The sequence below is a fragment of the Sphingobium sp. V4 genome, from assembly GCF_029590555.1.
Lineage (GTDB): Bacteria > Pseudomonadota > Alphaproteobacteria > Sphingomonadales > Sphingomonadaceae > Sphingobium.
In genome coordinates, this window is record NZ_CP081001.1 from 846,283 (window position 1) to 870,807 (window position 24,525).

Annotated in this window: 22 protein-coding genes; 13 read left to right on the forward strand and 9 right to left on the reverse strand. The window is 65.9% G+C overall.

Translation table 11 applies throughout. The features are described from left to right. The first annotated feature begins 4 nt into the window (after nucleotides 1–4). The 6 genes from K3M67_RS04415 to K3M67_RS04440 are packed head-to-tail and all read left to right on the forward strand — an operon-like array spanning nucleotide 5 to nucleotide 6,169. Nucleotides 5–1,627, forward strand: a complete 1,623-nt coding sequence (locus K3M67_RS04415) for a tetratricopeptide repeat protein (protein ID WP_285832375.1) — start codon at nucleotides 5–7, stop codon at nucleotides 1,625–1,627. Then, nucleotides 1,614–2,495 (forward strand): 4-(cytidine 5'-diphospho)-2-C-methyl-D-erythritol kinase, encoded by an 882-nt coding sequence (locus K3M67_RS04420; RefSeq protein ID WP_285832376.1) that lies wholly within the window; start codon nucleotides 1,614–1,616, stop codon nucleotides 2,493–2,495. Before K3M67_RS04415 ends, K3M67_RS04420 begins: the two co-directional genes overlap by 14 nt. Further along, nucleotides 2,492–3,208: an N-formylglutamate amidohydrolase gene (locus tag K3M67_RS04425; protein WP_285832377.1), complete on the forward strand. Its 717-nt coding sequence runs from the start codon at nucleotides 2,492–2,494 to the stop codon at nucleotides 3,206–3,208. Before K3M67_RS04420 ends, K3M67_RS04425 begins: the two co-directional genes overlap by 4 nt. Beyond that, complete coding sequence (locus K3M67_RS04430; protein ID WP_285832378.1) at nucleotides 3,205–3,579, forward strand: hypothetical protein; 375 nt, start codon at nucleotides 3,205–3,207, stop codon at nucleotides 3,577–3,579. Before K3M67_RS04425 ends, K3M67_RS04430 begins: the two co-directional genes overlap by 4 nt. Then, complete coding sequence (locus K3M67_RS04435; RefSeq protein ID WP_285832379.1) at nucleotides 3,576–4,967, forward strand: NAD(P)H-hydrate dehydratase; 1,392 nt, start codon at nucleotides 3,576–3,578, stop codon at nucleotides 4,965–4,967. The genes K3M67_RS04430 and K3M67_RS04435 overlap by 4 nt, the downstream gene beginning before the upstream one ends. Further along, nucleotides 4,964–6,169, forward strand: coding sequence for a class I SAM-dependent RNA methyltransferase (locus K3M67_RS04440; protein WP_285832380.1), 1,206 nt, complete (start codon nucleotides 4,964–4,966; stop codon nucleotides 6,167–6,169). Before K3M67_RS04435 ends, K3M67_RS04440 begins: the two co-directional genes overlap by 4 nt. Before the next feature lie 56 nt (nucleotides 6,170–6,225). Here K3M67_RS04440 and K3M67_RS04445 read toward each other — a convergent pair whose 3' ends face one another. From K3M67_RS04445 to K3M67_RS04455, 3 genes are all read right to left on the reverse strand, one after another. Beyond that, the gene (locus K3M67_RS04445; RefSeq protein WP_285832381.1) at nucleotides 6,226–7,431 is read right to left on the reverse strand and encodes a type III PLP-dependent enzyme; all 1,206 of its coding nucleotides are present in this window, start codon (nucleotides 7,429–7,431) and stop codon (nucleotides 6,226–6,228) included. A gap of 147 nt (nucleotides 7,432–7,578) precedes the next feature. Next, the gene (locus tag K3M67_RS04450; RefSeq protein ID WP_285832382.1) at nucleotides 7,579–8,751 is read right to left on the reverse strand and encodes a carboxynorspermidine decarboxylase; all 1,173 of its coding nucleotides are present in this window, start codon (nucleotides 8,749–8,751) and stop codon (nucleotides 7,579–7,581) included. Between the two features lie 127 nt (nucleotides 8,752–8,878). After that, nucleotides 8,879–10,096 (reverse strand): saccharopine dehydrogenase family protein, encoded by a 1,218-nt coding sequence (locus tag K3M67_RS04455; RefSeq protein ID WP_285832383.1) that lies wholly within the window; start codon nucleotides 10,094–10,096, stop codon nucleotides 8,879–8,881. Between the two features lie 197 nt (nucleotides 10,097–10,293). Between K3M67_RS04455 and K3M67_RS04460 the strand changes: the two genes are divergently transcribed. Next, nucleotides 10,294–10,854: a fasciclin domain-containing protein gene (locus K3M67_RS04460; protein WP_285832384.1), complete on the forward strand. Its 561-nt coding sequence runs from the start codon at nucleotides 10,294–10,296 to the stop codon at nucleotides 10,852–10,854. 61 nt (nucleotides 10,855–10,915) lie between these two features. Here the strand turns inward: K3M67_RS04460 and K3M67_RS04465 are convergent, their stop codons facing one another. The 3 genes from K3M67_RS04465 to K3M67_RS04475 form a co-directional block, all read right to left on the reverse strand. After that, nucleotides 10,916–11,263 carry a GFA family protein gene (locus K3M67_RS04465; RefSeq protein WP_285832385.1) on the reverse strand — a complete coding sequence of 116 codons (348 nt, stop codon included), beginning with the start codon at nucleotides 11,261–11,263 and terminating at the stop codon, nucleotides 10,916–10,918. 27 nt (nucleotides 11,264–11,290) lie between these two features. Next, the gene (locus K3M67_RS04470) at nucleotides 11,291–12,874 is read right to left on the reverse strand and encodes a cisplatin damage response ATP-dependent DNA ligase (protein WP_285832386.1); all 1,584 of its coding nucleotides are present in this window, start codon (nucleotides 12,872–12,874) and stop codon (nucleotides 11,291–11,293) included. A gap of 101 nt (nucleotides 12,875–12,975) precedes the next feature. Further along, nucleotides 12,976–13,968 carry a ligase-associated DNA damage response exonuclease gene (locus K3M67_RS04475; protein ID WP_285832889.1) on the reverse strand — a complete coding sequence of 331 codons (993 nt, stop codon included), beginning with the start codon at nucleotides 13,966–13,968 and terminating at the stop codon, nucleotides 12,976–12,978. 145 nt (nucleotides 13,969–14,113) lie between these two features. Between K3M67_RS04475 and K3M67_RS04480 the strand changes: the two genes are divergently transcribed. Continuing rightward, entirely contained in the window at nucleotides 14,114–15,358 is a 1,245-nt protein-coding gene (locus tag K3M67_RS04480) for a BtaA family protein (RefSeq protein WP_285832387.1), read from the forward strand. Further along, nucleotides 15,355–15,996, forward strand: coding sequence for a class I SAM-dependent methyltransferase (locus K3M67_RS04485; protein WP_285832388.1), 642 nt, complete (start codon nucleotides 15,355–15,357; stop codon nucleotides 15,994–15,996). Before K3M67_RS04480 ends, K3M67_RS04485 begins: the two co-directional genes overlap by 4 nt. A 7-nt stretch (nucleotides 15,997–16,003) precedes the next feature. Here K3M67_RS04485 and hemA read toward each other — a convergent pair whose 3' ends face one another. Continuing rightward, entirely contained in the window at nucleotides 16,004–17,230 is a 1,227-nt protein-coding gene (gene hemA / locus K3M67_RS04490) for a 5-aminolevulinate synthase (RefSeq protein ID WP_285832389.1), read from the reverse strand. 194 nt (nucleotides 17,231–17,424) lie between these two features. Beyond that, complete coding sequence (murI, locus tag K3M67_RS04495) at nucleotides 17,425–18,228, reverse strand: glutamate racemase (protein ID WP_285832390.1); 804 nt, start codon at nucleotides 18,226–18,228, stop codon at nucleotides 17,425–17,427. Between the two features lie 263 nt (nucleotides 18,229–18,491). Between murI and plsY the strand changes: the two genes are divergently transcribed. The 4 genes from plsY to topA all read left to right on the forward strand — a co-directional run bounded on the left by plsY (nucleotide 18,492) and on the right by topA (nucleotide 23,484). Continuing rightward, nucleotides 18,492–19,106 carry a glycerol-3-phosphate 1-O-acyltransferase PlsY gene (gene plsY / locus K3M67_RS04500; protein WP_285832391.1) on the forward strand — a complete coding sequence of 205 codons (615 nt, stop codon included), beginning with the start codon at nucleotides 18,492–18,494 and terminating at the stop codon, nucleotides 19,104–19,106. Beyond that, nucleotides 19,103–20,185 (forward strand): DNA-processing protein DprA, encoded by a 1,083-nt coding sequence (gene dprA, locus K3M67_RS04505; RefSeq protein WP_066855797.1) that lies wholly within the window; start codon nucleotides 19,103–19,105, stop codon nucleotides 20,183–20,185. The genes plsY and dprA overlap by 4 nt, the downstream gene beginning before the upstream one ends. Before the next feature lie 16 nt (nucleotides 20,186–20,201). Then, on the forward strand, nucleotides 20,202–20,846 hold the full coding sequence (locus K3M67_RS04510) for a YoaK family protein (RefSeq protein WP_285832392.1): 645 nt from the start codon (nucleotides 20,202–20,204) through the stop codon (nucleotides 20,844–20,846). Between the two features lie 64 nt (nucleotides 20,847–20,910). Then, the gene (gene topA, locus K3M67_RS04515) at nucleotides 20,911–23,484 is read left to right on the forward strand and encodes a type I DNA topoisomerase (RefSeq protein WP_066855791.1); all 2,574 of its coding nucleotides are present in this window, start codon (nucleotides 20,911–20,913) and stop codon (nucleotides 23,482–23,484) included. 119 nt (nucleotides 23,485–23,603) lie between these two features. Here the strand turns inward: topA and era are convergent, their stop codons facing one another. After that, nucleotides 23,604–24,512 (reverse strand): GTPase Era, encoded by a 909-nt coding sequence (gene era, locus K3M67_RS04520; RefSeq protein WP_066855788.1) that lies wholly within the window; start codon nucleotides 24,510–24,512, stop codon nucleotides 23,604–23,606. Between the last annotated feature and the right edge of the window lie 13 nt (nucleotides 24,513–24,525).

A 24,525-nucleotide genomic window follows, 5' to 3' on the forward strand; every position in this document is an offset into this window, starting at 1 on the left:
CCTGATGCTGACGATCCCGGCTGCGGCCGGGGCGTCGGTCGATCCCGGCAGCGCGCTGCACGCCTATGCGCGCGCGCGACTGGCCGACGGGAATGGCGCGCTTGGAAGCGCCGTGGCCAATTATCGCGCCGCACTCGCTCTCGATCCCGGCAGCGCGGAGATTGCGCGGCGCTCCTACGCCCAGGCGCTGGAGAGCGGGGATCAGGCGCTGGCGATGCGTTCGGCGGTCCTGCTCGACGCGCAGGGCATGTTGCCGCGCGACGGCGCCCTGTTGCGGATCAGTGATGCGCTGGTTCGGAAGGACTGGGTGGGCGCCCGGCTCTTGCTCGACCGGATCGTGGAAGAGGGCAATTTCGCCTTTCTCGCGCCGATCGTCCGTAGCTGGATCTCGCTGGGCGAGGGACATTATGCCGCGCCCGTCATTGAGGGCAAGGAGCAGTTCGCGACGCTCGCCCAGCGTTATCTGGATGAGCATATGGCGCTCCAGGCGATCGGGCGTGATGACCTCGCGGCAGCCTTGCCAGCGATCCGCCGGGCGATCGGTCTGCGCGTCAGCGACGGGGCGATGCTGCGCCTGGGTTTTGCACGCCAATTGGCGGCGCGGGGCGCAAAGGCGGAGGCACTGGCCCTGTTGCCCGCCGATGACGCGAATTTCGCATTGGCGCGGGCCGATATCGCGCGAGGCAAAGGCAGCAAGGGGCGAAAGGCGCTGTTGACCCCGGCTCAGGGCTTTGCGCGGCTTCTTACGCGGCTGGCTGCGGATATCGCTTCGGATGATGCCGGCCTCGTGCTGGCCGTGCGTCTCGCGCGCATTGCGACATTTGCGGACCCGCACGACCCTGAAGCCCATATCGTTGCGGCCAGGCTGCTGACGGCCGCAGGCTATCCCGCCTTTGCGGCTCCCGAAGCCGCCAATGTTTCGGCCAGGGGCTGGTATGCCGGGCTGGCGCAGGCCGAACTGGTCGGTGCGATGGCGGGCACAGGGGACCGCGATGGCGCGATCACGCTCGCAAGGACGCTGGTCGCCGAGCCAGGGGCAGACCCAGAACGCCATGTCCGCCTCGGTCGCCTGCTGGCTGACGCGAGGGATTTCGCCGGGGCGGCAGCGGCGTTCAAGGCGGCGCAGGCCGGTTATCCGCAGGATTCCGTGCCGTGGACATTGCTCCTTTTCGAAGGCAGCGCGCTGGAGCAGGGCAAGCGTTGGGACGAGGCGCGGGTCGTGCTGGAACGCGCGGCCAGGATCGCTCCGCACGAGCCGGTTATCCTCAACTATCTGGGTTATGCGCAGATCGAGCGGCGGCAGAATGTCGAGCAGGCGCTCTTGCTGCTCAAGCGGGCGAGCGCGCTCAAGCCGCAGGACGCATCGATCACGGATTCGCTTGGCTGGGCGCAATTTGTGACCGGGGATGTGCGGGCGGCCGTGCCGGTGCTGGAGCGTGCGGCGGCGGGCGCGCCCGACGATCCGACGATCAACGAGCATCTGGGTGATGCGCTATGGACCGCCGGGCGACGTTATGAGGCGCGCTACGCCTGGAACGCTGCGGCCGTCTATGCCGAAGGGGATGTCGCGGCGCGGCTGGCGGCGAAAAGCGAGGAAGGATTGAAGCCCGAATATGCCGCACCCTGACGTTGAGGCGGACGCCGAAACGCTTGCCGAGACCGCCCATGCCAAAGTGAATGTCGCGCTGCATGTGCGCGCGCGGCGCGACGATGGCTATCATGCGTTGGAAAGCCTGTTCGTCTTCGCCGAGCATGGCGACCGGGTGGAGGGACAGGCCAGGGACGATGGCGCCATCGATTTTCAGGTCGACGGGCCGTTCGGCGCCGGACTGGACGCGGGGCCGGGCAATCTCGTGATACGCGCTGCACGGGCGCTGCAATCCTATCTGGGCGAGCAGCGCGGGGCGACGATCCGGCTGACCAAGATTCTGCCGGTGGCGTCGGGGATCGGTGGCGGATCGGCCGATGCGGCGGCGACGCTGCGCTTGCTGGCGCGGCTGTGGGACGTGCGGATCGAAATTGAGGAACTGTCCGGACTGGCGCTCGACCTTGGGTCGGACGTGCCCGCTTGCCTCGCGAGCGTGACGCAACTGGTGACGGGACGTGGCGAGCATGTGGCGCGGCATCACGTCGATGGGCTGGAGGGCCTGTCGATGCTGCTGGTCAATCCGGGAATCGGCGTTTCGACCACCAGCATCTTTGCCGGGTGGGATCGGGTGGACCGGGGCGCGCTGGACGCCGGCAGTCTTGATGCGTTGATAAAGGCAGGCCGCAATGATCTGGAACGGCCGGCCATTGCGGTCGCGCCAGCGATCGCGGAGGTGTTGGCAGTGCTTGGCCGTGCGCCTGGCGTGCTACTGACACGCATGTCGGGATCGGGCGCGACCTGCTTCGCGCTGTTCGACGATGAGGCGGCCAGGACGGAGGCGGCGGATGCCATCCGCTCGCAATATCCCCGATGGTGGGTGATGGAAACGAGGATCAAGGGGGCATGAGCGAAGCCTTCACCCGGATCGACGGCGGGGATCTGGACCTGCTGATCGTCGCCGATCATGCCTCAGCGCATGTGCCGGGCGACATCCACCTAGGCATCGGCCCGGCGCTGCTCGAGGCGCATATTGCCATCGACATCGGCGTGGCGGAGGTCAGCGGACTGCTGGCGGCGCAACTGGGTTGCACGGCCATATTGGGCGCTGTGTCTCGGCTGGTGATCGACCTCAATCGCGAAGAGGACGCGCCGGGCCTGCTGCCGGTCATGAGTGACGGCCATGCCATTCCCGGCAATCGCGACGCCGACCTGCCGGAGCGCATGTTGCGTTTCCATCATCCTTATCATCATCAGCTCGGGCGGATATTGGATGAGATGACGTCGCCGTTCATCCTCTCCGTCCACAGCTTCACGCCGCGGCTGGCGAGCGATCCGGAGCAGGAGCGCCCCTGGGACATCGGGATACTCTATAATCAGGACGATCGCGCGGCCCGGATCGCCATTCCGCTGCTGGAGGCGGCGGGGCTGAAGGTGGGCGACCAACTGCCCTATTCGGGACAGCTGCTCAACGCGACGATGAACCGTCATGCCGAGGCCAATGGCATTCCCTATCTGGGTATCGAGATGCGGCAGGATCTGGTGAGCGACGCTGCCGGACAGAGGCGCTTTGCAGAGATAATCGGGCCGATCGCGCTGGACTGTCGGAGCAGGCTGGCGTGACGCGGGGCGTGATCGCGGCGGCCGCATTGCTGGCGCTGACCGGGTGCAACGGGGATGCGGCCAAGACGGGGAGTAATGGCTCTGCCGCACAGGCCGAAGCGCTGCCGGTCGATGACGGCAAGGCGGATTGCATCACCGGCGATGCGGAACAATGGGCGCGGGACTGCCTGATCGAGCGAAACGGCCATATCTTGACGATCCGCCATCCCGATGGCGGCTTCCGTCGTTTCCGGTTGCTCGCTGACGGACGCGGGCTGGAAGCGGCCGATGGGGCGGAGCGGGCCAGTGTGCAGATCAGCGGACGGCGCCAGATCGAGGTGGCGACGGGCGGCGAGCGCTATCGCCTGCCCGCGCAGATTGCCGGGCAATGACCGGCTGGGCGATCCTGACGGCGGCGCAGATGCGTGCAGCGGAACAGGCCGCCTTTGACGCCGGGGTCGACGAATATAGCCTGATGGAAACGGCGGGCGCGGCGGCGGCAGAAATCATCTGGCGAGCGGGGCACAGGCGCGACGCGCTGGTTCTGTGCGGGCCGGGCAATAATGGCGGCGATGGCTTCGTCATAGCGCGGTTGTTGCGGGCACGCGGCGTGGCTGTGCGGGTCGCGGCATTGGGCGAAAGCTGGACGGTATCGAGCCAGCGGGCGCGCGCAGCCTGGGGTGGGCCGGTCGAGGATATGATGAGCGCCGCGCCGGCGACGCAACTGATCGACGCGCTTTTCGGTACGGGGCTGACGCGTGGCCTGGACGCGACGGTTGCATCCCGTCTCTGCGCGCTGGCGGAGGCAGCCGTTCTGACCCATGCCGTAGACCTGCCAAGCGGGGTGGAGACGGACAGCGGCGCGCTATTGTCGGCAGTGCCGATTTTCGGCATCTGTATAGCGCTGGGTGCATATAAGTCCGCGCATCTGCTGCATCCGGCGGCAGGGCGGATACAGCGCCTGATCCTGGCAGACATAGGCATTGCGGTGCCCGGCGTCATGCAGCGGCTTGCGCCACCGCTGCTGGAGGCGCCGGTCGCGCAGGCGCATAAATATAATCGAGGGCTGGTGGCCGTGGTCGGTGGCGGGATGGCCGGCGCGAGCCTGCTCGCCAGCATCGCCGCCGCGCATTCAGGGGCCGGAACGGTGCGGCGTTTCGCCGCGGATCGGCCGGTGGCGGGACCGCACGCGATCGTCAGCCGGCAGACTGAACGGCCCGAGGCCATTGCCGATGCGCTGGCGGATGAGCGGATCAACGTCGTGCTGGTCGGGCCTGGCCTCGGCCTGGAGGCGGACGGACGAGCGCGGCTGGATGCCGCGCTGGATGCCGGTCATCCCATGGTGCTGGACGCCGACGCGCTGACCCTGTTGGGCGAGCAAGGCGCGCGCGCCATTCCGGCTGGTGCGATCCTGACCCCGCATGAAGGCGAGTTTCAGCGCTTGTTCGGCGACCTGCCCGGCAGCAAGATCGACCGTGCGCTCGCGGCAGCGCAGGCGTCGGGGGCGATCGTCGTCTACAAGGGCGCGGACAGCGTGATCGCTGCGCCCGACGGGAGGGTGGCCGTGGCCAGCGGGGCATCGCCCTGGCTTTCGACCGCCGGAACCGGCGACGTGCTTGCGGGGCTGGCCGCCGGAAGGCTCGCCGTTACGGGTGATTCCTTTCGCGCGGCGTGCGAGGCGGTGTGGCTGCATGGCGATGCGGCGCGGCGGGCCGGGCCGGCCTTCGTCGCGGATGATTTGCTTGGAACGCTGCCAGCGGCTATCGCCGCGCGATTGTGACCGACACCGAAACAGACATCATCATCCGCGTCGCCGCCAAGGGCGACGGCGTCACCGCCGATGGCCGGCACTTCCCTCTGACCGCGCCGGGCGATCGGGTCGCTCCCGATGGAAGTGTCGTCTTCGGTGTCCATCATGCGGTGCCGCCCTGCGACCATTTCCCGGCCTGCGGCGGTTGTCAGCTCCAGCATCTGGACGAGGCGAGCTATGCCGAATTCGTCACGGCGCGGGTGACAGGCGCGCTGGACGGGCAGGGCGTGACGCCGGGCGCGGTGCTGCCGGCCCATATTTCGCCGCCGATGACGCGGCGGCGCGCATCGCTGCGCGCGGCGCGGGCGGGCAGGCGGATCACCATCGGCTTTGCGGAGGAGGGCAGCCACAAGCTGATAGACTTGCAGATGTGCGCGGTCCTCGATCCCAGGCTGTTCGGGCTGCTGCCGCCCTTGCGGGAACTGCTCGGGCTGATCGTGCCGGACAAGCGGGCGGCGCATGTCCGCATGTCGCTGACTGATCAGGGTGTCGACCTGTTGCTGGAGGGCGTGAAAGTCGCGGGGCTGGCGGCGGATGAGGCGCTGGGCGATTTTGCGCGCGAGCATGGCCTGGCCAGGTTGGCCATCGACGAAGGCGACGGGCCGCAGACACGCTGGGAGCCGGAGGCGGTGACGGTCAGCTTCGGCGGGGTGCCGGTCAGCTTTCCGCCTTTCTCCTTCCTTCAGGCCACGCCGGATGGCGAGGCGGCGCTGGTCGGCGCAGTGCGCGATGCGCTACCGGAGACGGGTGCGGTCGCCGATCTCTTCTGCGGGCTTGGTACATTCGCTCTGGCATTGGGCGAGACGCGGCCGGTCTATGCGGCCGAGGGTGCGCGGGACGTCCTGTTGTCGCTCAAGCTCGGCGCGGCGCGGGCGCGGCGGCGGCTGGTGGCCGACCATCGCGACCTGTTCCGTCGACCGCTGACGCCGGAGGAATTGAACCGCTTTGCCGCCGTCGTGCTCGATCCACCGCGCGCGGGCGCGCGCGAACAAGTGCTGCAACTGGCGCAGTCGGCTGTGCCGCTGATCGCTTATGTGTCCTGCAATCCTGCCAGTTTTGCGCGGGATGCGGCGCATCTGGTGGCGGCGGGCTACGTCCTTGAGAGCGTCAAGCCGGTTGGCCAGTTCCGCTGGACCACTCATGTCGAACTGGTCGGCATCTTCCGGCGATAAAAAATCCCTCGCCGCAAAGGAGGCGGCGAGGGATGGAAATCATTTTGCGGGGCGGGTCAGCCCAGCTTGATGACGGTTGCGCGACGGCGCGGCTGGACGGTCTCGGCATAGAGGCTGGCCATCGGCTCATCCCCCACCTCGATCGTCGATTCCGACGTGAAGCCGTTGAAACCGGTACGCATTGCCGCGCCATAGGCGCCGAGCATTCCGATTTCGATATAGTCGCCCGCCTTCACGTCCGCAGGAAGCATGAAGGGGCCGACCATATGGTCCATGTCGTCGCAGGTCGGGCCGTAGAAGGAGAAGCCTTCCAGCTCTTCTTCGCTGTCATCCTCGCGCAGCAGGGCCACGGGGAAGCGCCAGCCGATATGCGCGGCATCGAACAACGCGCCATAGGCGCCGTCGTTGATGTAGAGTTCGGTGCCGCGACGGCGCTCCACCCGCACGATGATCGAGCTATATTCGGCCGACAGCGCGCGGCCGGGTTCACACCACAGTTCCGACGAATAGCTGACCGGCAGGCTTTCGAAGCCGCGATGGATCGCCTCGAAATAATTTTCGAGCGCCACCGGCTCCATGCCCGGATAGATGGAAGGGAAGCCGCCGCCGACATCGATGATGTCGACCGTGACCGCCGCATCGACGATCGCGGCGCGCACGCGCTCGATCGCATCACTATAGGCCTGCGGCGACATGGCCTGGCTTCCGACGTGGAAACAGATGCCCAGCGCATCGGCGGCCTGGCGGGTCGCCATCAGCAGTTCGCGGGTTTCGCCCAGTTCGACGCCGAACTTCGACGCGAGGCTGAGTTCCGAATGTTCGGATGACACGCGCAGGCGGACGCACAGTTCCAGATCGGTCGCATCGCCGGTCGCGCGCATGATCTTTTCCAGCTCGTCGATCGTGTCGAGCGAGAAGGTTCGCACGCCATGGACGTGGTAGGCTTCAGCGATCGCTTCCTCGGCCTTGACCGGGTGCATGAAGCAGAGCTTCGCCTTGTCGCCTGCGACATCGGCCAGCGTTTCGGCCACCAAGCGCACTTCAGCGATCGAGGCCACATCGAAATGCGTGATGCCCGATGCAAAGAGCGTGCGGATCAGGTCGGGAGACGGATTCGCCTTGACCGCATAGAGCGATCGGCCCGGAAACTTCTCAACGAAGAAACGGGCGGCCCGAGCCGCGGCTTCGGGACGAATCAGCGTTACCGGTGCTGCCGGTGTGAGGGCGGTCGCTACCCCCAGCGCGCTATGATGCTTGTGCAACTCAAGGGACCTCCAGTGTAGTTCAGGGCGAAAAGCTGCCTTGCGGTGGAAGTCCCATGGGGCAGCGGACGGCCGATATATGCGGAGGGGTCCCCCCTGTAAAGCGCATATGAAAATTTTGTTGCGCGGCCCGCTACGAAATGTGCGTTACGAGAGACGGGTCTTGAAATCGGTATAGGAAAAGGCCCGGATTTCCTTGAGTTCGTCGGTTTCCGAGTTCCATAACCAGATGGCGGGCAGGGGTACCCCATTGAATGTATTGGTCTTCACCATGGAATAGTGCGCCTGGTCGAGGAAGGCGATACGCGCGCCCGGTTCCGCGCCGCCGGGGACTCGATAGTCGCCGATGATGTCGCCCGCCAAGCAGGAGGGGCCACCGAGTCGAGTGACCGGTCCCTCTTCCGGCTCATGGAGCATGGCGGGGCGATAGGGCGCCTCGATCACGTCGGGCATGTGGCAGGTGGCGCTGATGTCGGTGATGGCGACGGGCATCCCGTTTTCGATCACGTCGAGGATTTCGCCCACCAAGATGCCAGCGTCGAGCGCCATTGCCTCGCCGGGTTCGATATAGAGGGCAAGACCGGTCTGCGCCTTGATCCTTGTCAGGAAGGCGATGAGATCGTCGATCTGGTAGTCGGCGCGGGTGACATGGTGGCCGCCGCCGAAGTTGAGCCATTTGAGGCCCGCGACATGAGGCATGATATGGCCCTCAATCGCCGCCCAGGTGCGTTCCAGCGGCAGGAAATCCTGCTCGCACAGATTATGGACATGCAGGCCGTCGACGCCCTCCAGATGTTCGGGGCGCAATTGGTCGACCGGGAAGCCCAAGCGGCTGTGCGGTTGCGACGGGTCATATTTAGGCACTTCCCCCTCCGGGTGGAGCGGGTTGAGGCGCAGGCCGATGTCGAAGTTCACACCGTCGCTGCGCGCTGCGTCGATGACGGGTTTGAGTCGCGCGATCTGGCCGGGGCTGTTGAAGATGACATGGTCTGATATTTTGAGGATTTCGGCCAGGTCGTCGGGCTTGTAGGCGGCGCAATAGGTCGCGACTTCGCCCTGATATTCCTCGCGCCCCAGGCGTGCTTCATAGATGCCCGACGCGCAGACGCCGTCGAGATATTCCCCCAGCACGCCCCCAAGCGACCACATGGAAAAGGCCTTGAGCGCACCGAGCACCTTAACCCCTGCTCGGTCGCCGATGTCGCGCAGGACCGCAAGGTTCCGCCGCACCGCCGCCTCGTCCACCACGAAGGCGGGCGAGGGAACGCGGTAGAGGTCGAATCGGGCGAAGGCGGCAGGATCGCCGGCGCGGGTTTCCATAACAACATACTCCGTCACCCCGGCAAAGGCCGGGGTCTCAGGCGAGAGGGCACGGCGTCGCCGCATGAGATCCCAGCCTTCGCTGGGGTGACGATCCCGCGCGGGATCGTCAGAGCGCGAGCGGCGCTTAAAAATCCAGCGGCGCGTCGAGTTCCTTCACCTGCCAGGGCAGGCCATGCTTGTTGAGCATGTCCATGAAGGGATCGGGATCGAACTGTTCGATATTGAACACGCCGCCTTCTCCATTTGCGCCCTTCCAGGCGCCCGTCAGCATCAGCGCGGCGCCGATCATCGCGGGCACGCCGGTGGTGTAGCTGACCGCCTGGTTGCCGGTTTCTGCATAGGCTTCCTCATGGTCGCAGACCTGGTAGACATAGACGGTCTTCTGCTGGCCGTCCTTTTCGCCGGTGGCGATGTCGCCGATATTGGTCTTGCCCTTGGTGGTCGAACCCAGGCTCGACGGTTCGGGCAGGACCGCTTTCAGGAACTGGAGCGGGATGATCTCCTGCCCGTTATAGATGACCGGGTCGATCCGGGTCATGCCGACATTCTGGAGCACTTCCAGATGTTTGAGATAGGCGTCGCCGAAGGTCATCCAGAAGCGGATGCGCTTGATCTCGGGATAGAATTTGGCAAGCGACTCCAGTTCCTCATGATACATGAGGTACATGTTCTTCGGTCCGACCTGATCGAAGTCGAATTCCTGCTTGTGGCTGAGCGCCGGGCCTTCGACCCATTGTCCATCGGCCCAGTGGCGCGACGGCGCGGTCACTTCGCGGATGTTGATTTCCGGGTTGAAGTTGGTGGCGAAATGCTGGCCATGGTCGCCGCCATTGCAATCGAGAATGTCGAGCGTGTCGATCCGGTCGAGCAGGTGCTTCTTGATGTAGCTGGCGAAAACGCTGGTGACGCCGGGGTCGAAGCCTGATCCGAGCAGCGCCATGATGCCGGCTTCCTTGAAGCGCTCCTGATAGGCCCATTGCCAGCTATATTCGAACTTCGCGGTGTCGCGCGGCTCGTAATTGGCGGTGTCGAGATAGTCGGTCCGGGTCGCGAGGCAGGCGTCCATGATCGCCAGATCCTGATAGGGCAGGGCCAGGTTCACGACGAGCTTGGGCTGGATCTTCTCGATCAGCGCGATCGTCTCTGCGACATTGTCGGCATCGACCTGCGCCACGTCGATGGTGACACCGGTGCGCGCCTTCACCGATTCGGCGACCTTCTCACAACTGACGATCCGGCGACTGGCGAGCGTGATATGGCTGAAAATATCCGGATTCATCGCCATCTTGTGGACCGCGACAGACCCGACGCCGCCTGCGCCGATGACCAGAACCTTGCTCAATTGCGTCTCCATAAATCGACCGCGCGACCCCGCGCGAAAGCGCCCATATAGGGGCTGCCCGTGACAGCGCAAAGTCAGATGCGCGCGCAGCGCCTTGGCCCCTGTCTTTTGGGGCAGCCATGCATCCACGCGGCCGCCCGCGCGTAGTGGCGGTGTCCCCGGATCAGGGGATAGAGAATATCGGGAAGGAAGCCTCCATGAAGAAGTCCCATCTGTCGTTGGCGCTGGCGAGCGCGCTGTTGACCGTCAGTGGCACGGCCTATGCCAATCATCATGAAAAGAACCCGATGGTGGGCGGCGCGGCGATGTACCCGACCAAGGATATCGTCGACAACGCCGTCAATTCGAAAGACCACACGACGCTGGTTGCTGCGGTCAAGGCGGCAGGTCTGGTCGATACGCTGAAGGGCGCCGGTCCGTTCACCGTCTTCGCGCCGACAAATGCCGCCTTCGCTAAGCTTCCGGCCGGAACGGTGGACACGCTGCTGAAGCCAGAGAACAAGGCGACCCTGACCGGCATCCTTACCTATCATGTGGTGCCCGGCAAGCTGAGCGCCGCCGACCTCATCGCACAGGCCAAGGCCGGCGGAGGCAAGGCGACGCTGACCACGGTGCAGGGAGAACCGCTGACCGCCTGGGTCGAAGGATCGTCGGTCTATCTGCAGGATGCCAAGGGCGGAAAGTCAAAGGTCACGATCGCCGACGTCAACCAGTCGAACGGCGTGATCCATGTCATCGACACTGTGCTGATGCCCTGACCGTCGCTCGCTGACATGGAAGAAACGGCCGGTCGGGTAAGCGGGCCGGCCGTTTCGCATGTCAGAAGCTGGCCCCATCGACCTTCGTGATCGTGAGCGCGTCGATGTCGACCGAGGGCACACAGCGGAGGTTGATGGCGCGCATCGGACCGTCGGGCGACTTGCCGAGGGCGAAAGCTTCCGTCCCGCAGGTCCTGCAGAACTGATGCGTGATATTGTGCCGGTAGAAAAGATAGTCGGTGAGATGATCCGCGCCGCTGTCCAGCGTAAACTGGTCGGCGGGGACGAAGGTCAGGACAAAGCCCTTGCGGCTGCAATGGGAGCAGTTGCAGGTCATGCCCTCGTCGGGAGCATTGGCCGCGACGCTGAACGTGACGGCGCCGCAATGGCAGCTTCCTGTATAGACCATGTCCGTTCTCCTTTTGATCTTTATGCGTCAGCTCACCAGCTGCTTCAACCCCTCGACCGTATCGGCCTCATGCGCGGGCTTGTCCTTGCGGATGCGGGCGATGCGGGGGAAGCGCATGGCGAGGCCTGATTTGTGGCGCTTGCTGTCGTGGATGCTGTCGAACGCAACTTCCAGCACGAGCGACTTTTCGACCTCCCGCACCGGGCCGAAGCGGTTGAGGGTGTTCTGGCGGACGAAGCGGTCGAGCCATTTGAGTTCCTCGTCGGTGAAGCCGCTATAGGCCTTGCCCACCGGCTGCAATTCGCCATCTTCGGTCCAGCAGCCGAACGTATAGTCCGAATAGAAGGAGGAGCGTTTGCCGTGGCCGCGCTGGGCGTACATCATGACGCAGTCGGCGGTCAGGGGGTCGCGTTTCCATTTATACCAGAGCGCCGCCTTGCGCCCGGCGACATAGGGGCTGTCACGGCGCTTGAGCATGACCCCCTCGATCGCGGCGTCGCGGGCGCCGGCGCGGATGTCGGCCAGAGCATCGAAATCCGGCGCGTCGATGATGGCGGAGAGATCGAAACGATCCGGCGGAAGCTGGGGCATATAGGCTTCGAGCCGGGCGCGCCGTTGGTGCCAGGGGAGGGCGCGCAGGTCGGTGTCGCGTTCGATCAGCAGATCATAGAGGCGGACGAAGGCGGGATAGTCGTCCATCATCTTCGCGCTGACCGCCTTGCGGCCGAGCCTTTGTTGCAGGGCGTTGAAGCTGGCGGCTTCCCCGCCCTGAAACGCGCCCTTCACCAGCAGTTCGCCGTCCAGCACGGCATGGCCGGTGAAGGCCGCCGCGATCTCCGGGAAGCTGCCTGAAATATCGTCGCCCGCGCGGCTGTAGAGGCGGGTTTCGCCACCCGTACCGACGATCTGGATGCGGATGCCGTCCCATTTCCATTCGGCGGCATAGTCAGCGAGATCGACGCTCTCGGCCTCCAGCGGGTGGGCGAGCATGAAGGGACGGAAATAGGGCGTGCCTTCCGGATCCGGCCGGCCGCTGCGCCCTTCGGCCCAGTCGAACAGCGCGGCATAGGGCGGGGCGAGGGCATGCCAGACCTGTTCGACATCATCGACGTCAAGGCCGAAGCCCTGGGCGAAGCCGGTCTTGGCGAGGCGGGCGGAAATGCCCACCCGAAGCCCGCCGGTGGCGAGTTTCAGCAGCGCGAAGCGGCCCGAGGCGTCGAGATGGTCCATCATCTGCGCCAGCGCATCGGGTGCGGCGGCGCGGCTGACGCCGTGCAGGCGCTCGATCACGGCCGAGAGGCTGAGCGACCCGTCATCCAGTTCGGCGGGTTGGTCCTCTCTCTTCGGCCAGAGCAGGGCGACGGTTTCGGCAAGGTCGCCGACATAGTCGCGGCTCATTTCATAAAGGACCGGATCGGTGCGGGCGCGGATCATCTCGCCGATGGCGGAGGATTTGACGGCTTTGAGGTCGAGATTGCCGGTCAGCGCCGCCAGCGCCCAGCCCCGGTCGGGATCGGGCGCGTCGCGCATATAGGCGGCGATCAGGTCCAGCTTGCCGTTGCGCGAACGAGTGTAGACCAGGCCGTCGAGGAGTTGAGAGAAGGCGCGCATCACCTACCTCCGTTCGTTTCGAGCGCAGTCGAGAAACGCTGTAACCGCCCTATCCGCTTCTCGACTGCGCTCGAAACGAACGGATGCTGTGCGTTTGTCCATCAGCCTTCATCCTCGTCTTCGCGCCCCACCAGCGCCAGCGCGCGGGCGCGGATCTGGTGGGTCATGCACCAGTGGAGCAGCGCCTCCTCGCGCCCATGGGTGATCCAGGTTTCGGCCGGCGCGACTTCGCGTATCGTGTCGGTCAATTCGTCCCAGTCGGCATGGTCGGAAATGACGAGGGGCAGTTCTACATTCTTCTGCCGCGCGCGCTGGCGCACCCGCATCCAGCCGGACGCCATCGCGGTGATGGGATCGGGCAGGCGGCGGCTCCAGCGATCGTTGAGCGCGGAGGGTGGGGAGACGACGATGTGGCCGCGCATCTCCTTTGCGGGCACGCCCGTCGCGGGACGCAGGTCGCCCAGTTCGACACCGAAGTCCGCATAGAGGGCGCACATCCGCTCCAGTGCGCCATGGATATAGATGGCATCATGATGACCGCGCGCCCTGAGTTCGCAGATCACCCGCTGCGCCTTGCCCAGCGCGTAGGCGCCGACCAGCACGCAGCGATCGGGGTGGGCATGGAGCGCGGCGAGCAGCCGGTCCATTTCGCTGCCGGTGTCGGGATGGCGGAAGACGGGGAGGCCGAAGGTCGCCTCCGTCACGAAGATGTCGCAGGGCACCGGCTCGAAGGGCAGGCAGGTGGGATCGGGCCGGCGTTTGTAATCGCCGGTCACGACCACCCGCTCGCCCGCATGTTCGAGCCATATCTGAGCAGACCCCAGCACATGGCCGGCGGGGACGTAGCGGATCGTTACCCCGCCCATCCGGATATCCTCGCCATAGCCCACCGCCGTGCCGCTGGCGGTGCCGTAGCGCAGTGCCATGATCGACAGCGTCTCGCGGGTCGCCCAGACATGGCCGTGGCCGCCGCGCGCATGATCGGCATGGCCGTGCGTCACCAGCGCCCGTTCCCGCGGCAGCGACGGATCGATCCACGCATCGGCGGGGCGGACATAGATGCCGGTCGGGTGGGGTTCGATCCAGTGGGCCATCGGCCATACAAGATGGGAGAGGGCGTCCCGGTTCCGCAAGGGCGTTTCCCAAAAGACAGTCATCGCCCCGTAACCGGCAAGTCATGCGGACGACATGCCATTGCCCTATCGGCCCCGGACCGACCCGGCAGCGAGGAGTGCAGCCATGGCAGCCACAGCCGACCAGAATGGCCATCAGAAAATCACCGACGCGGTGCATCGCCATCGCCACCTGTCGAAGCAGGGCTTGCTGGAGCGCGCCTTCACCTTCGCCTTTCGCGGCCTGGTCTATGCGCAAATCTGGGAAGACCCGGCGGTGGACATGGAGGCGCTGGCGATCACGCCCGACAGCCATGTGGTGACGATCGCATCGGGCGGCTGCAACGTCCTGTCCTACCCGACCGCCGATCCGGCGAAGATCACGGCGGTTGACCTCAACACCGCGCATATCGCGCTCAACAAGCTCAAGCTGGCGGCGGCGCGGACCTTGCCCGACCATGGCGCCTTCCACCGTTTCTTCGCGCAGGCGGACAGCAAGGAAAATGTCGCCGCCTATCGCGAGATCGTCGCGCCGCATCTGGACGAAGCGACGCGGCGCTACTGGGAAGGGCGCGACCTGATCGGGCGACGGCGCATCGGTGGTTTCGCACGCGGCATCTACAAGCATGGTCTGCTCGGCCGCTTCATCGGCGCGGCGCATCTGCTGGCGCGGGTGCATGGGGTGAACCCCAGGCGGATGCTGGATGCCCGGAGCATCGAGGAGCAGCGCATGATCTTCGAGCGCGAACTGGCGCCGATCTTCGACAAGGGCTTCGTGCGCTGGCTGACCAGCCAGCCAGCCTCGCTGTTCGGCCTGGGCATCCCGCCGGCCCAGTTCGAGGCGCTGGCCGGGGACGAGCGGATGGACAATGTGCTCAAGGCCCGGCTGAAGAAGCTGGCCTGCGACTTCGACCTCAAGGACAATTATTTCGCGGTGCAGGCCTTTGGGCGGGGTTATGCCGCCAAAAACGGGCAAGCCGAGGGGCCGTTACCGCCCTATCTCCAGGCGGCGAACCATGATGCGGTGCGGATGCGGGCAAGCCGTGTCGACGTGCGGCACATCAATTTCACCGATTTCCTCGCCGGCCAGCCGGCCGCCTCCTGCGACCGCTACATCCTGCTCGACGCGCAGGACTGGATGGACGACGAGCAGCTGAATGCGCTCTGGGCGCAGATCACGCGGACGGCCAGGCCGGGCGCGCGGGTGCTGTTCCGCACCGCCGGGGAGCCGAGCATATTGCCGGGCCGGGTGATCGACGAGGTGCTCAGCCGCTGGGATTACAGGGCCGAGGCGTCGCGCGATTATACTGCGCGCGACCGGTCCGCCATCTATGGCGGGGTCCATCTCTATGTGCTGAAGGGCGAGCGATGAGCCACGGCCAGTTGATGGACGGGGTCTATCGCTACCAGCGTCATATCTATGACCTGACCCGCAAATATTATCTGCTGGGGCGCGACGGACTGATCGCCGATCTCGATCCGCCGGCGGGCGGGGCTGTGCTGGAGATTGGCTGCGGCACCGGGCGCAACCTGATCGCGGTGGGCAAGGCTTGGCCCAACGCGCGGCTCTATGGCGTCGATATCAGCGAGACGATGCTGGAGACGGCGCGGGCTTCGGTGACGAAGGCGGGCATGGGCGAACGGGTCGTACTGGCGCGGGGCGATGCCTGCGGTTTCGACGCGGCGGCGCTGTTTGGCCGGGCGCGGTTCGAGCGGGTCTTCATCAGCTATGCGCTGTCGATGATCCCGGAATGGGAGATGGCACTGGCGCAGGCTGCGCGTTGCGTCGCGCCGGGCGGTCGGCTGGAGATCGTCGATTTCGGCCAACAGGACCGGTTGCCGGCACTGTGGCGCCGGGCGCTGTTCGGTTGGCTGGAACGTTTCCATGTGTCGCCGAGGCGCGACCTAAAGCCGGCAATCGAGCGGATCGCCCAGGACATGGGCGGCTTTCCGCACAGCCGGACGCTCTATCGCGGCTATGCGGTGAGGGGCGGCGTGATCCGCGTTTGAGCCGCCCCTAGGCCGCCTGACGTTCCGCCTTTTCCAGGTCCAGCCGGTCCCAGATTTCGACCAGCGCGGATACCAGGTCGCGCATCATCGCTTCGGTGTGGGCCGGTCCCGGCGTGAAGCGCAGGCGTTCGGTGCCGCGGGGAACGGTGGGGTAGTTGATAGGTTGCACATAGGCGCCATATTCGGCGAGCAATATGTCGCTGATCCGCTTGGCCTTGACCGGGTCGCCTACCATCAGCGGCACGATATGCGTGACGGAGTTCATGACCGGCAGGCCCGCTTCGGCCATCAGACGCTTCAGGAGCGCGGCAGAGGCCTGCTGGCCTTCGCGTTCCTCACTCGACCCCTTGAGGTGGCGCACGCTCGCCAGCACGCCCGCGACCAGCACGGGGGAGAGCGAGGTGGTAAAGATGAAGCCGGGCGCATAACTGCGGATTACGTCGATGATCATCTGGTCGGCGGCGATATAGCCACCCATGACGCCGAACGCCTTGCCCAGCGTGCCTTCGATGATGGTCAGGCGGCCGGCCACCTCGTCCCGTTCGGAGATGCCGCCGCCGCGCGCGCCATACATGCCCACGGCATGGACTTCGTCGAGATAGGTCAGTGCGTTATATTCATCGGCAAGGTCGCAGATTTCGGCGATCGGCGCGACGTCGCCGTCCATCGAATAGACGCTTTCGAAGGCGATCAGCTTGGGGGCCTCGGGGTCTTCGGCGGCGAGCAGTTCGCGCAGATGGTCGACGTCATTGTGGCGGAAGACGCGCTTCTCGCAACCCGAATTGCGTATGCCCGCGATCATCGAGGCATGGTTCAACTCGTCGGAAAAGATGATGCAGCCCGGCAGCAGCTTGGCGAGGGTGGAAAGGGTCGCCTCATTCGAGACATAGCCCGACGTGAAAAGCAGCGCCCCTTCCTTGCCGTGCAGGTCGGCGAGTTCTGCCTCCAGGTCGACATGATAATGGGTGTTGCCGCCGATATTGCGGGTGCCGCCCGAACCGGCGCCGACATCGTGCAGCGCTTCCTCCATGGCGGCGACGACCTTGGGATGCTGGCCCATGGCAAGATAGTCGTTGGAGCACCATACGGTGATCGGCTTGGGACCGTTATGGCCGTGAAAGCAGCGGGCGTTGGGATAGGAGCCGCGATTACGCAGGATATCGATGAACACCCGATAGCGGCCTTCCTCATGGAGGCGGTCGATCGCTTGCGAAAAGATATGTTTGTAGTTCACTACGCCTGTCTTCCCGTTTCCTCGCGCGCTGTCTTTCGTCGCGGCGCCATCCTCTGCCTCTAGCGCCGCATTTACCTGCGCGGCCCTTCCATTACCAGCGATAACCGCTCGCAACGTTAGGGAGAAATACCTATCACTGTGATAGACGCGCTTGGCCATTGGACAAATGGCCCATGCCTTTCAAAGCGGGTCGTTCAAAGCGCGTCGATGCGGTCGAGGCCATAGGCTGCGAGCGCCGGGCGAAGCGCGTCCACCCTCTGGTCCACGCGGGTGAAGACCGCGATGCCGGGCGCCGGAGTGTCGGGCCAGGGCTGGCCCTGCGTCAGAAAGCGGATGCGGCGGGCGATGCCATCGCCACCATGGACGAACCCCATGGGATGGGGCGCGGCGGCGGCCAGTTCCTGCTCCACCAGCGGAAAATGGGTGCAGGCGAGGACGACCATGTCCATCCGGTCGCCGCCCGGCTGCTCGATCAGGCCGGCGAGCGCGTCGCGGGCGACCTGCGGGTCGAGCGGCTCGCCGCGCAGCTTGGATTCGGCCAGTTGCACCAGCGCGGCGGAGCCGTGGCGCAGTACGGTGCAGTCCGCGCCATGTTCGGCGGCGAGGCGATCCACATAGGGCTGGCGCACGGTGGCGTCGGTGCCGAGCACGCCGAAGACGCGGCTTCTGGAGAGCAGGGCGGCGGGCTTGATCGCCGGGACGGTGCCGACCACGGGAATGTCGAGCGCGGCGCGGACATGCTGGAGCGCGATGGTCGAGGCGGTGTTGCAGGCGATGACGGCGAGGCGGGGCCGGTAGCGCTCGACCAGCCGTCCGAGCAGGGCGGGGACGCGCGCTGCGATCTCCGCCTCGCTCTTGGTGCCATAGGGAAAGCCGGCGCTGTCGGCGGCATAGACGATCGGCGCTGTCGGCAGCGCGGCCCTGGCGGGAGCGAGGATGGAAAGCCCGCCGACGCCGGAATCGAAGAAGAGGATGGGAGCGTCTGGTGCGACCGTCATGGCCGCTGTCTTGTCGGGCCGGGCGGCGCTGTCAAGGCGCTCGGCCCCGCCCGGGCTCCAGCCGACAGCGAGACAGGGCGAAGTCGACAACGAAATGGACAGTTGTGAGCGTTTGTCACATTGATGATTCCAAGGACATAATTGTGCCAAGAAGTGCATAAGAATCATTTATCGCCGGATGCTGCGGACGGGGTCGTTCATTCCGGCATTGCCCATGGCGTCCGCCACGCTATGGTCGCGCGCAACTTCTATCGGCTGACATCATGACACCTCCCTGGCTTCTTCCCGCTTTCGTCCTGGTGCTGGGCTATCTGCTCGGTTCCGTCCCCTTCGGCCTGATCCTGACCCGCGTTACCGGCGCGGGCGACCTGCGGCAGATCGGATCGGGCAATATCGGCGCGACCAATGTGCTGCGTACCGGACGCAAGGGGCTTGCCGCCGCGACCTTGCTGCTCGACCTGCTGAAGGGTGCGGCGGCGGTGCTGATCGGCGCGGCACTGGTCGATGGCGGCGGGCCGATGGCGGGGGCGATGGCGTTTATCGGCCATTGCTATCCGGTGTGGCTGCGCTTTGCCGGGGGCAAGGGCGTTGCGACGATGATGGGGGTGGTGACGGCGCTGCACTGGCCCGCCGGCTGCATCTTCGCCGCCGTGTGGCTGGGCGCGCTGTTCGGGACGAAATGGTCGTCGGTCGGGGGCATGGCGGCGGCGGTCAGCGCGCCGATCGCGATGTGGGCCTTCGGGAGGCTCGACCTGGTACCGGTGGCGCTGGCGCTCGCCCTGATCGTGCTGTGGCGGCACCGCGCCAATATCGCCCGGCTGATGAAGGGTGAGGAACCCAAGGTCGGCAAGTCCAAGTCGCCATCTTCCGCCGAATGAGCGAGCGGGAGCGGTTCGATCGGCTGCGGCTCATCCGCTCCCCCCGGATCGGTCCGGTCAGCTATCGGCAATTGCTCGCCCGGTTCGGGACGGCGGGGGAGGCGTTGCGCGCCATCCCTCATCTGGCCGAGCGCGGCGGTGGCCGGGCGAGCGTCGCCGATGCGGGTGCGGTGGAGCGGGAGATCGGCGCGACGCGGGCGCTGGGCGCGCGCTACCTGCTGATGGGCGATGCCGACTATCCCGCGTTGCTGGACCAGATGGAGGGCGCGCCGCCCGCGCTGATCGTGCGGGGCGATGTCGCTCTGGCCGGGCGGCCGTGCGTGGCGATGGTCGGCGCGCGCAATGCTTCGGCGGCGGCTTGCCGGTTCGCACGCGCCTTGGCGCAGGATCTGGGACAGCGCGGCGCGGTGGTGGTGTCGGGGCTGGCGCGCGGCATCGATACGGAGGCGCATCGCGGGTCGATCGACAGCGGGACGATCGGCGTCATCGCCAGCGGCATCGACATCGTCTTTCCGCCGGAGAACCGGGATTTGCAGGGGCAGGTGGCCGAAAGCGGCCTGCTCGTCACCGAACATCCGCCCGGCGTCCAGCCGCTGGCGCGGCATTTCCCGGCGCGCAACCGCATCATCGCTGGCCTGGCGCTGGGGACGGTGGTGGTCGAGGCCGCGCCCAAGTCCGGATCGCTCATCACCGCGCGACTGGCCGGTGAGGCAGGGCGCGAGGTGATGGCGGTGCCGGGATCGCCAATCGATCCGCGTGCGCAAGGGTGCAACAGCCTGATCCGCGAGGGCGCGACGCTGGTGCAGAATGGGGCCGACGTGATGGAGGCGATCGGCGGTTTCGATCCGCGCATGGTGCGACAGGGCAGTTTCGACTTTATCGGCGAGCCGGTGTCGAGCGACGTGGCGGAACAGGATCGGGCGGCGGTCGTCGGGCTGCTGGGGCCGGCGCCGGTGCCGGTGGACGAGATCATCCGCCTGTCGGGCCTGTCGCCGGCCGTGGTGCAGACGGTATTGCTGGAACTGGAGCTTGCCGACCGGCTGGCGCGCCATGCCGGCGGGAGGGTGGCCCAGTCGTGATCGCCGGGCAAAAGCCATGATCCGGTTCGATCGTCACATGCGCTCCCTCGCCATCACCCTTGCCTTCCTGGCAGGCTATGTCGATGCGCTCGGCTTTCTCACGACCTCGGGCTTCTTCGTTTCGTTCATGAGCGGCAATTCGACGCGGCTGGCCGTCGGCATCGCGGGTGCGCGGAGCGATGCGATGGCGGCGGGCATCCTCATTCTCTGCTTCGTCGCCGGGGTCTGCGCCGGCGCGATCGTGGGCGCCGCTGCGGGCCGACGCCAAAGCGCGGCCATATTGCTGCTGGTGGCGGCGATGCTTGCCGCGGCCGCGCTGCTGATCCGGCATCCGCCGCTCTGGACGGCCGGGTTGCTGGCCCTGGCCATGGGCGCGGAAAACACCATATTCGAGAGGGAAGGCCAGGCACCGCTGGGGCTGACCTATATGACGGGCAGTCTGGTGCGGATCGGCCTGGGGCTGGCGGGCGTCGTGACCGGCAGGCGGCATCCCGGCTGGGGCGGCTATGCGCTTTTGTGGCTCGGCCTGGTCGCGGGGGCGGTGACGGGCGCGTCGCTGTTTCCGTTACTGCGTCAGGACGCAATGTGGATGGGGAGCGGCGCTGCGCTGCTGTTGGCGTTCCTGACGGAGTTGGCGCGTCGCGCGCAGCAGAACGCTTGACGCCCTCCTCCACCCCCCTACACACTCGCGCGTATACGTGAGAGATTTCCAAATCGGGGCCTGAATGCAGCTTGTCATCGTCGAATCGCCGGCCAAGGCGAAGACCATCGAGAAATATCTGGGTGGGGATTTTCACGTCCTCGCCAGCTATGGCCATATTCGCGACCTGCCGCCCAAGGACGGGTCGGTGGACCCCGATAACGGCTTTGCCATGTCGTGGGAAAATTATGGCGACAAGGGCAAGCAGTTGAAAGCCATCGCCGACGAGGCGAAGAAGGCGACGCGATTGATCCTGGCGACTGACCCTGATCGCGAAGGGGAGGCGATCAGCTGGCATGTGCAGGAGGTGCTGCGCGCCAAGAAGGCGCTGCCCCAGACGGTCGACCGGGTGACGTTCAACGCGATCACCAAGGCGGCGGTGCTGGACGCGATGGCCAAGCCGCGCGCGCTGGACGAGGATCTGATCGACGCCTATCGGGCGCGCCGGGCGCTCGACTATCTGGTGGGCTTCACTTTGTCGCCGGTGCTGTGGCGCAAACTGCCCGGCGCCAAGTCGGCTGGGCGCGTGCAGTCGGTCGCGCTGCGCCTGGTGGTGGAGCGCGAGCGCGAGATCGAAAGCTTCGTGCCGCAGGAATATTGGTCGGTCGCGGCCGAGATGGAGCAGGGCGGGCAGGGTTTCACCGCGCGGCTCGTCCGCTGGAAGGGCGAGAAGATCGACCGCCTGACCATCGGCAAGGAAGGCGACGCCATGGCCGCGAAGGCGGACGTCGAGGCCGGGCGCTTCACCGTCGACAAGGTCGAGACCAAGCCGGTCAGCCGCAATCCGCCCGCGCCGTTTACCACCTCGACGCTGCAACAGGAGGCCGCGCGCAAGCTGGGCTTTTCCGCCAGCCACACGATGCGGATCGCGCAGCAGCTGTATGAAGACGGCGCGATCACCTATATGCGTACCGACGGTGTGCAGATGGACGGCAGTGCCATTTCCGCCGCGCGCAAGGCGATCGCGGAGCGCTATGACGGCGGCTATCTGCCCGAAAAGCCGCGCCAGTATCAGACCAAGGCCAAGAATGCGCAGGAAGCGCACGAAGCGATCCGGCCGACCGAGTTCAGCCGCGACAAGGTGGGGTCGGGCGATCATGCGCGCCTCTACGACCTGATCTTCAAGCGGGCGCTGGCGAGCCAGATGGCGTCGGCACGGCTGGAGCGGACGGTGATCGATCTGGTCGACGGATCGGGCAGCCATATGCTGCGCGCGACCGGACAGGTGGTGATCTTCCCCGGCTTTCTCGCCCTGTACGAGGAAGGTCGCGACGACAGCGACGATGATGATTCCAAGCTGCTGCCGCGCATGAGCGATGGCGATGCGCCGGCCAAGAAGAATGTCACGGCCGAACAGCATTTCACCCAGCCGCCGCCGCGCTTTTCGGAAGCGTCGCTGGTGAAGCGGCTGGAGGAACTGGGGATCGGGCGTCCGTCCACATACGCCTCGACGCTTCAGGTGCTCAAGGACCGCGACTATGTGCGGATCGAGAAGAACCGCTTTTTCGCGGAGGAAAGCGGACGGCTGGTGACGGCCTTCCTCGAACGCTTCTTCGAGCGCTATGTGTCCTACGACTTCACGGCGGGACTTGAGGACGAACTGGACGAGATTTCCGGCGGCCGCGCCCAGTGGCAGGAAGTGCTGGAAGCCTTCTGGAAGGACTTCAAGCCCAAGACCGCAGAGGTGATGGAGCAAAAGCCGAGCGACATCACCGCAGCGCTCGACAAATTCCTGGAGCCGATGCTGTTCCCGCCCAAGGCCGACGGGAGCAATCCGCGCGCCTGTCCGTTGTGCGGCGACGGGCAGCTTTCCCTGCGCGGCGGGCGGTTCGGGGCGTTCATCGCCTGCTCCAACTATCCCGAATGCAAATATACCCGCAAGTTCGGCCAGCCGGGCGGCAAGGATGGCGAGGATACGGGTCCGGAGATATTGGGCCAGCATCCCGAGACGGGGCAGGACATCGTCAAGAAGTCCGGCCGCTTTGGCCCCTATATCGAGATGGGCGAGGGCAAGGAAGCCAAGCGCGGATCGATCCCGCGCGACCTGCCCGATGGGGAGATGACCCTGGACTGGGCGGTGAAGCTGCTCAGCCTGCCGCGCGAGGTGGGGCTGCACCCGGAGACGGGGAAACCCATCGTCGCCAATATCGGGCGGTTCGGGCCTTATCTGCTGCATGACGGCAAATATGGGCGACTGTCGAGCACGGCCGAGATTTTCGAGGTCGGGATGAACAGCGCGGTGGTGAAGCTGGCCGAGGCGGCGACGCGGGGCGGCCGTTCGTCGGGCGGGCGCGAGCCGCTCAAGGTGCTGGGCGCGCATCCGCGCACCGAGGCCGAGATCAAGCTGATGGAGGGCCGCTATGGCGCCTATGTCACCGACGGCACGACCAATGCGACGCTGCCCAAGACGGTCGACAAGGACCAGTTGACGCTGGAGGAAGCCGCCCAACTGATCGACGCCCGCGCGGCGGCGGCCCCGGCGAAGAAGGGCGCGAAGAAAAAGGCCGCGCCCAAGAAGGCGGCGGCCAAGAAGGATGGGGTGGCGAAGAAGCCCGCCGCGAAGAAGGCGCCCGCGAAGAAGAAGGCGGCGGCGGAGTAGCCGGCCGTCCGTTCGTCCTGAGCTTGTCGAAGGACTCCCCTTTTCTTCAAAGAGAAGAACGGGGATTCGACAGGCTCAGCCGAGCGGGACGTTTGGTTCCGACCAGTTAGGGGGTTTCCCTACTCCACCCAGTCCAGGCCGATGTCGCGGTAGATGAAGCGGTCGTCTTCCCAGTCTTCCTTCACCTTGACGTGGAGGTAGAGGTGGACCTTGACGCCGAGAAGCTGGGCAAGCTCCGCCCGTGCTTTCGACCCGATTTCCTTGAGGCGCTGGCCGCCCTTGCCCAGAACGATGGCGCGCTGGGTCGGGCGGGCGACCAGGATCTGCTGGTGGATTTCGACCGATCCGTCGTCGCGTTCCTTATATTGTTCGGTATCGACCGCGGCGGCGTAGGGTAGTTCGGCGTGCAGCTGGTGATACAGCTGCTCGCGGGTGATTTCGGCCGCCAGCATCCGGTCGGTGGCGTCGGACACCTGGTCCTCGGGGAAGTGCCATGGTCCTTGCGGCATGGCGCTGGCGAAGGCGGTCTTCAGTTCGGCAAGGCCATCGCCGGTCTGGGCGGAGATGAAGAAGGTCTCCTCGAAGCCGATCCGCTCGTAGAGCTTCTGGGTGTGGACCAGCAGCTTTTCCTTGATGGCGATGTCGACCTTGTTGAGGATCAGCCATTTGCGTTCGGGGCGATGGACCAGCGCCTCGACGATCGGCTCCATCTTGGGGCCGAGGCCCGCCTTGCCGTCGACGATGAGGGCGATGAGGTCGGCGCCCTGCGCGCCGCCCCAGGCGGCCTGCACCATGGCACGGTCTAGCCTGCGCTTGGGCGCGAAGATGCCGGGGGTGTCGACCAGCACCAGCTGTGCGTCGCCTTCGATCGCGACGCCCATGACGCGGGTGCGGGTGGTCTGCGCCTTGGGACTGGTGATCGCCACCTTCTGCCCCACCAGCGCGTTCACCAGCGTCGATTTGCCCGCATTGGGGGCGCCCACGATGGCGACGACGCCGCAGCGCTGGGTTTCGAGATGTTCTGTCAAATATAACTCCGTT

What these genes read in the sequence shown, in the direction of transcription:
- K3M67_RS04415 (WP_285832375.1), top strand. Translation starts at nt 5, where the DNA reads ATGCTGACGATCCCGGCTGCGGCCGGGGCGTCGGTCGATCCCGGCAGC.
- K3M67_RS04420 (WP_285832376.1), top strand. Translation starts at nt 1,614, where the DNA reads ATGCCGCACCCTGACGTTGAGGCGGACGCCGAAACGCTTGCCGAGACC.
- topA (WP_066855791.1), top strand. Translation starts at nt 20,911, where the DNA reads ATGCAGCTTGTCATCGTCGAATCGCCGGCCAAGGCGAAGACCATCGAG.
- K3M67_RS04480 (WP_285832387.1), top strand. Translation starts at nt 14,114, where the DNA reads ATGGCAGCCACAGCCGACCAGAATGGCCATCAGAAAATCACCGACGCG.
- K3M67_RS04475 (WP_285832889.1), bottom strand. Translation starts at nt 13,968, where the DNA reads ATGGCCCACTGGATCGAACCCCACCCGACCGGCATCTATGTCCGCCCC.
- K3M67_RS04460 (WP_285832384.1), top strand. Translation starts at nt 10,294, where the DNA reads ATGAAGAAGTCCCATCTGTCGTTGGCGCTGGCGAGCGCGCTGTTGACC.
- K3M67_RS04470 (WP_285832386.1), bottom strand. Translation starts at nt 12,874, where the DNA reads ATGCGCGCCTTCTCTCAACTCCTCGACGGCCTGGTCTACACTCGTTCG.
- K3M67_RS04510 (WP_285832392.1), top strand. Translation starts at nt 20,202, where the DNA reads ATGATCCGGTTCGATCGTCACATGCGCTCCCTCGCCATCACCCTTGCC.
- K3M67_RS04450 (WP_285832382.1), bottom strand. Translation starts at nt 8,751, where the DNA reads ATGGAAACCCGCGCCGGCGATCCTGCCGCCTTCGCCCGATTCGACCTC.
- K3M67_RS04465 (WP_285832385.1), bottom strand. Translation starts at nt 11,263, where the DNA reads ATGGTCTATACAGGAAGCTGCCATTGCGGCGCCGTCACGTTCAGCGTC.
- K3M67_RS04425 (WP_285832377.1), top strand. Translation starts at nt 2,492, where the DNA reads ATGAGCGAAGCCTTCACCCGGATCGACGGCGGGGATCTGGACCTGCTG.
- K3M67_RS04485 (WP_285832388.1), top strand. Translation starts at nt 15,355, where the DNA reads ATGAGCCACGGCCAGTTGATGGACGGGGTCTATCGCTACCAGCGTCAT.
- dprA (WP_066855797.1), top strand. Translation starts at nt 19,103, where the DNA reads ATGAGCGAGCGGGAGCGGTTCGATCGGCTGCGGCTCATCCGCTCCCCC.
- murI (WP_285832390.1), bottom strand. Translation starts at nt 18,228, where the DNA reads ATGACGGTCGCACCAGACGCTCCCATCCTCTTCTTCGATTCCGGCGTC.
- K3M67_RS04435 (WP_285832379.1), top strand. Translation starts at nt 3,576, where the DNA reads ATGACCGGCTGGGCGATCCTGACGGCGGCGCAGATGCGTGCAGCGGAA.
- plsY (WP_285832391.1), top strand. Translation starts at nt 18,492, where the DNA reads ATGACACCTCCCTGGCTTCTTCCCGCTTTCGTCCTGGTGCTGGGCTAT.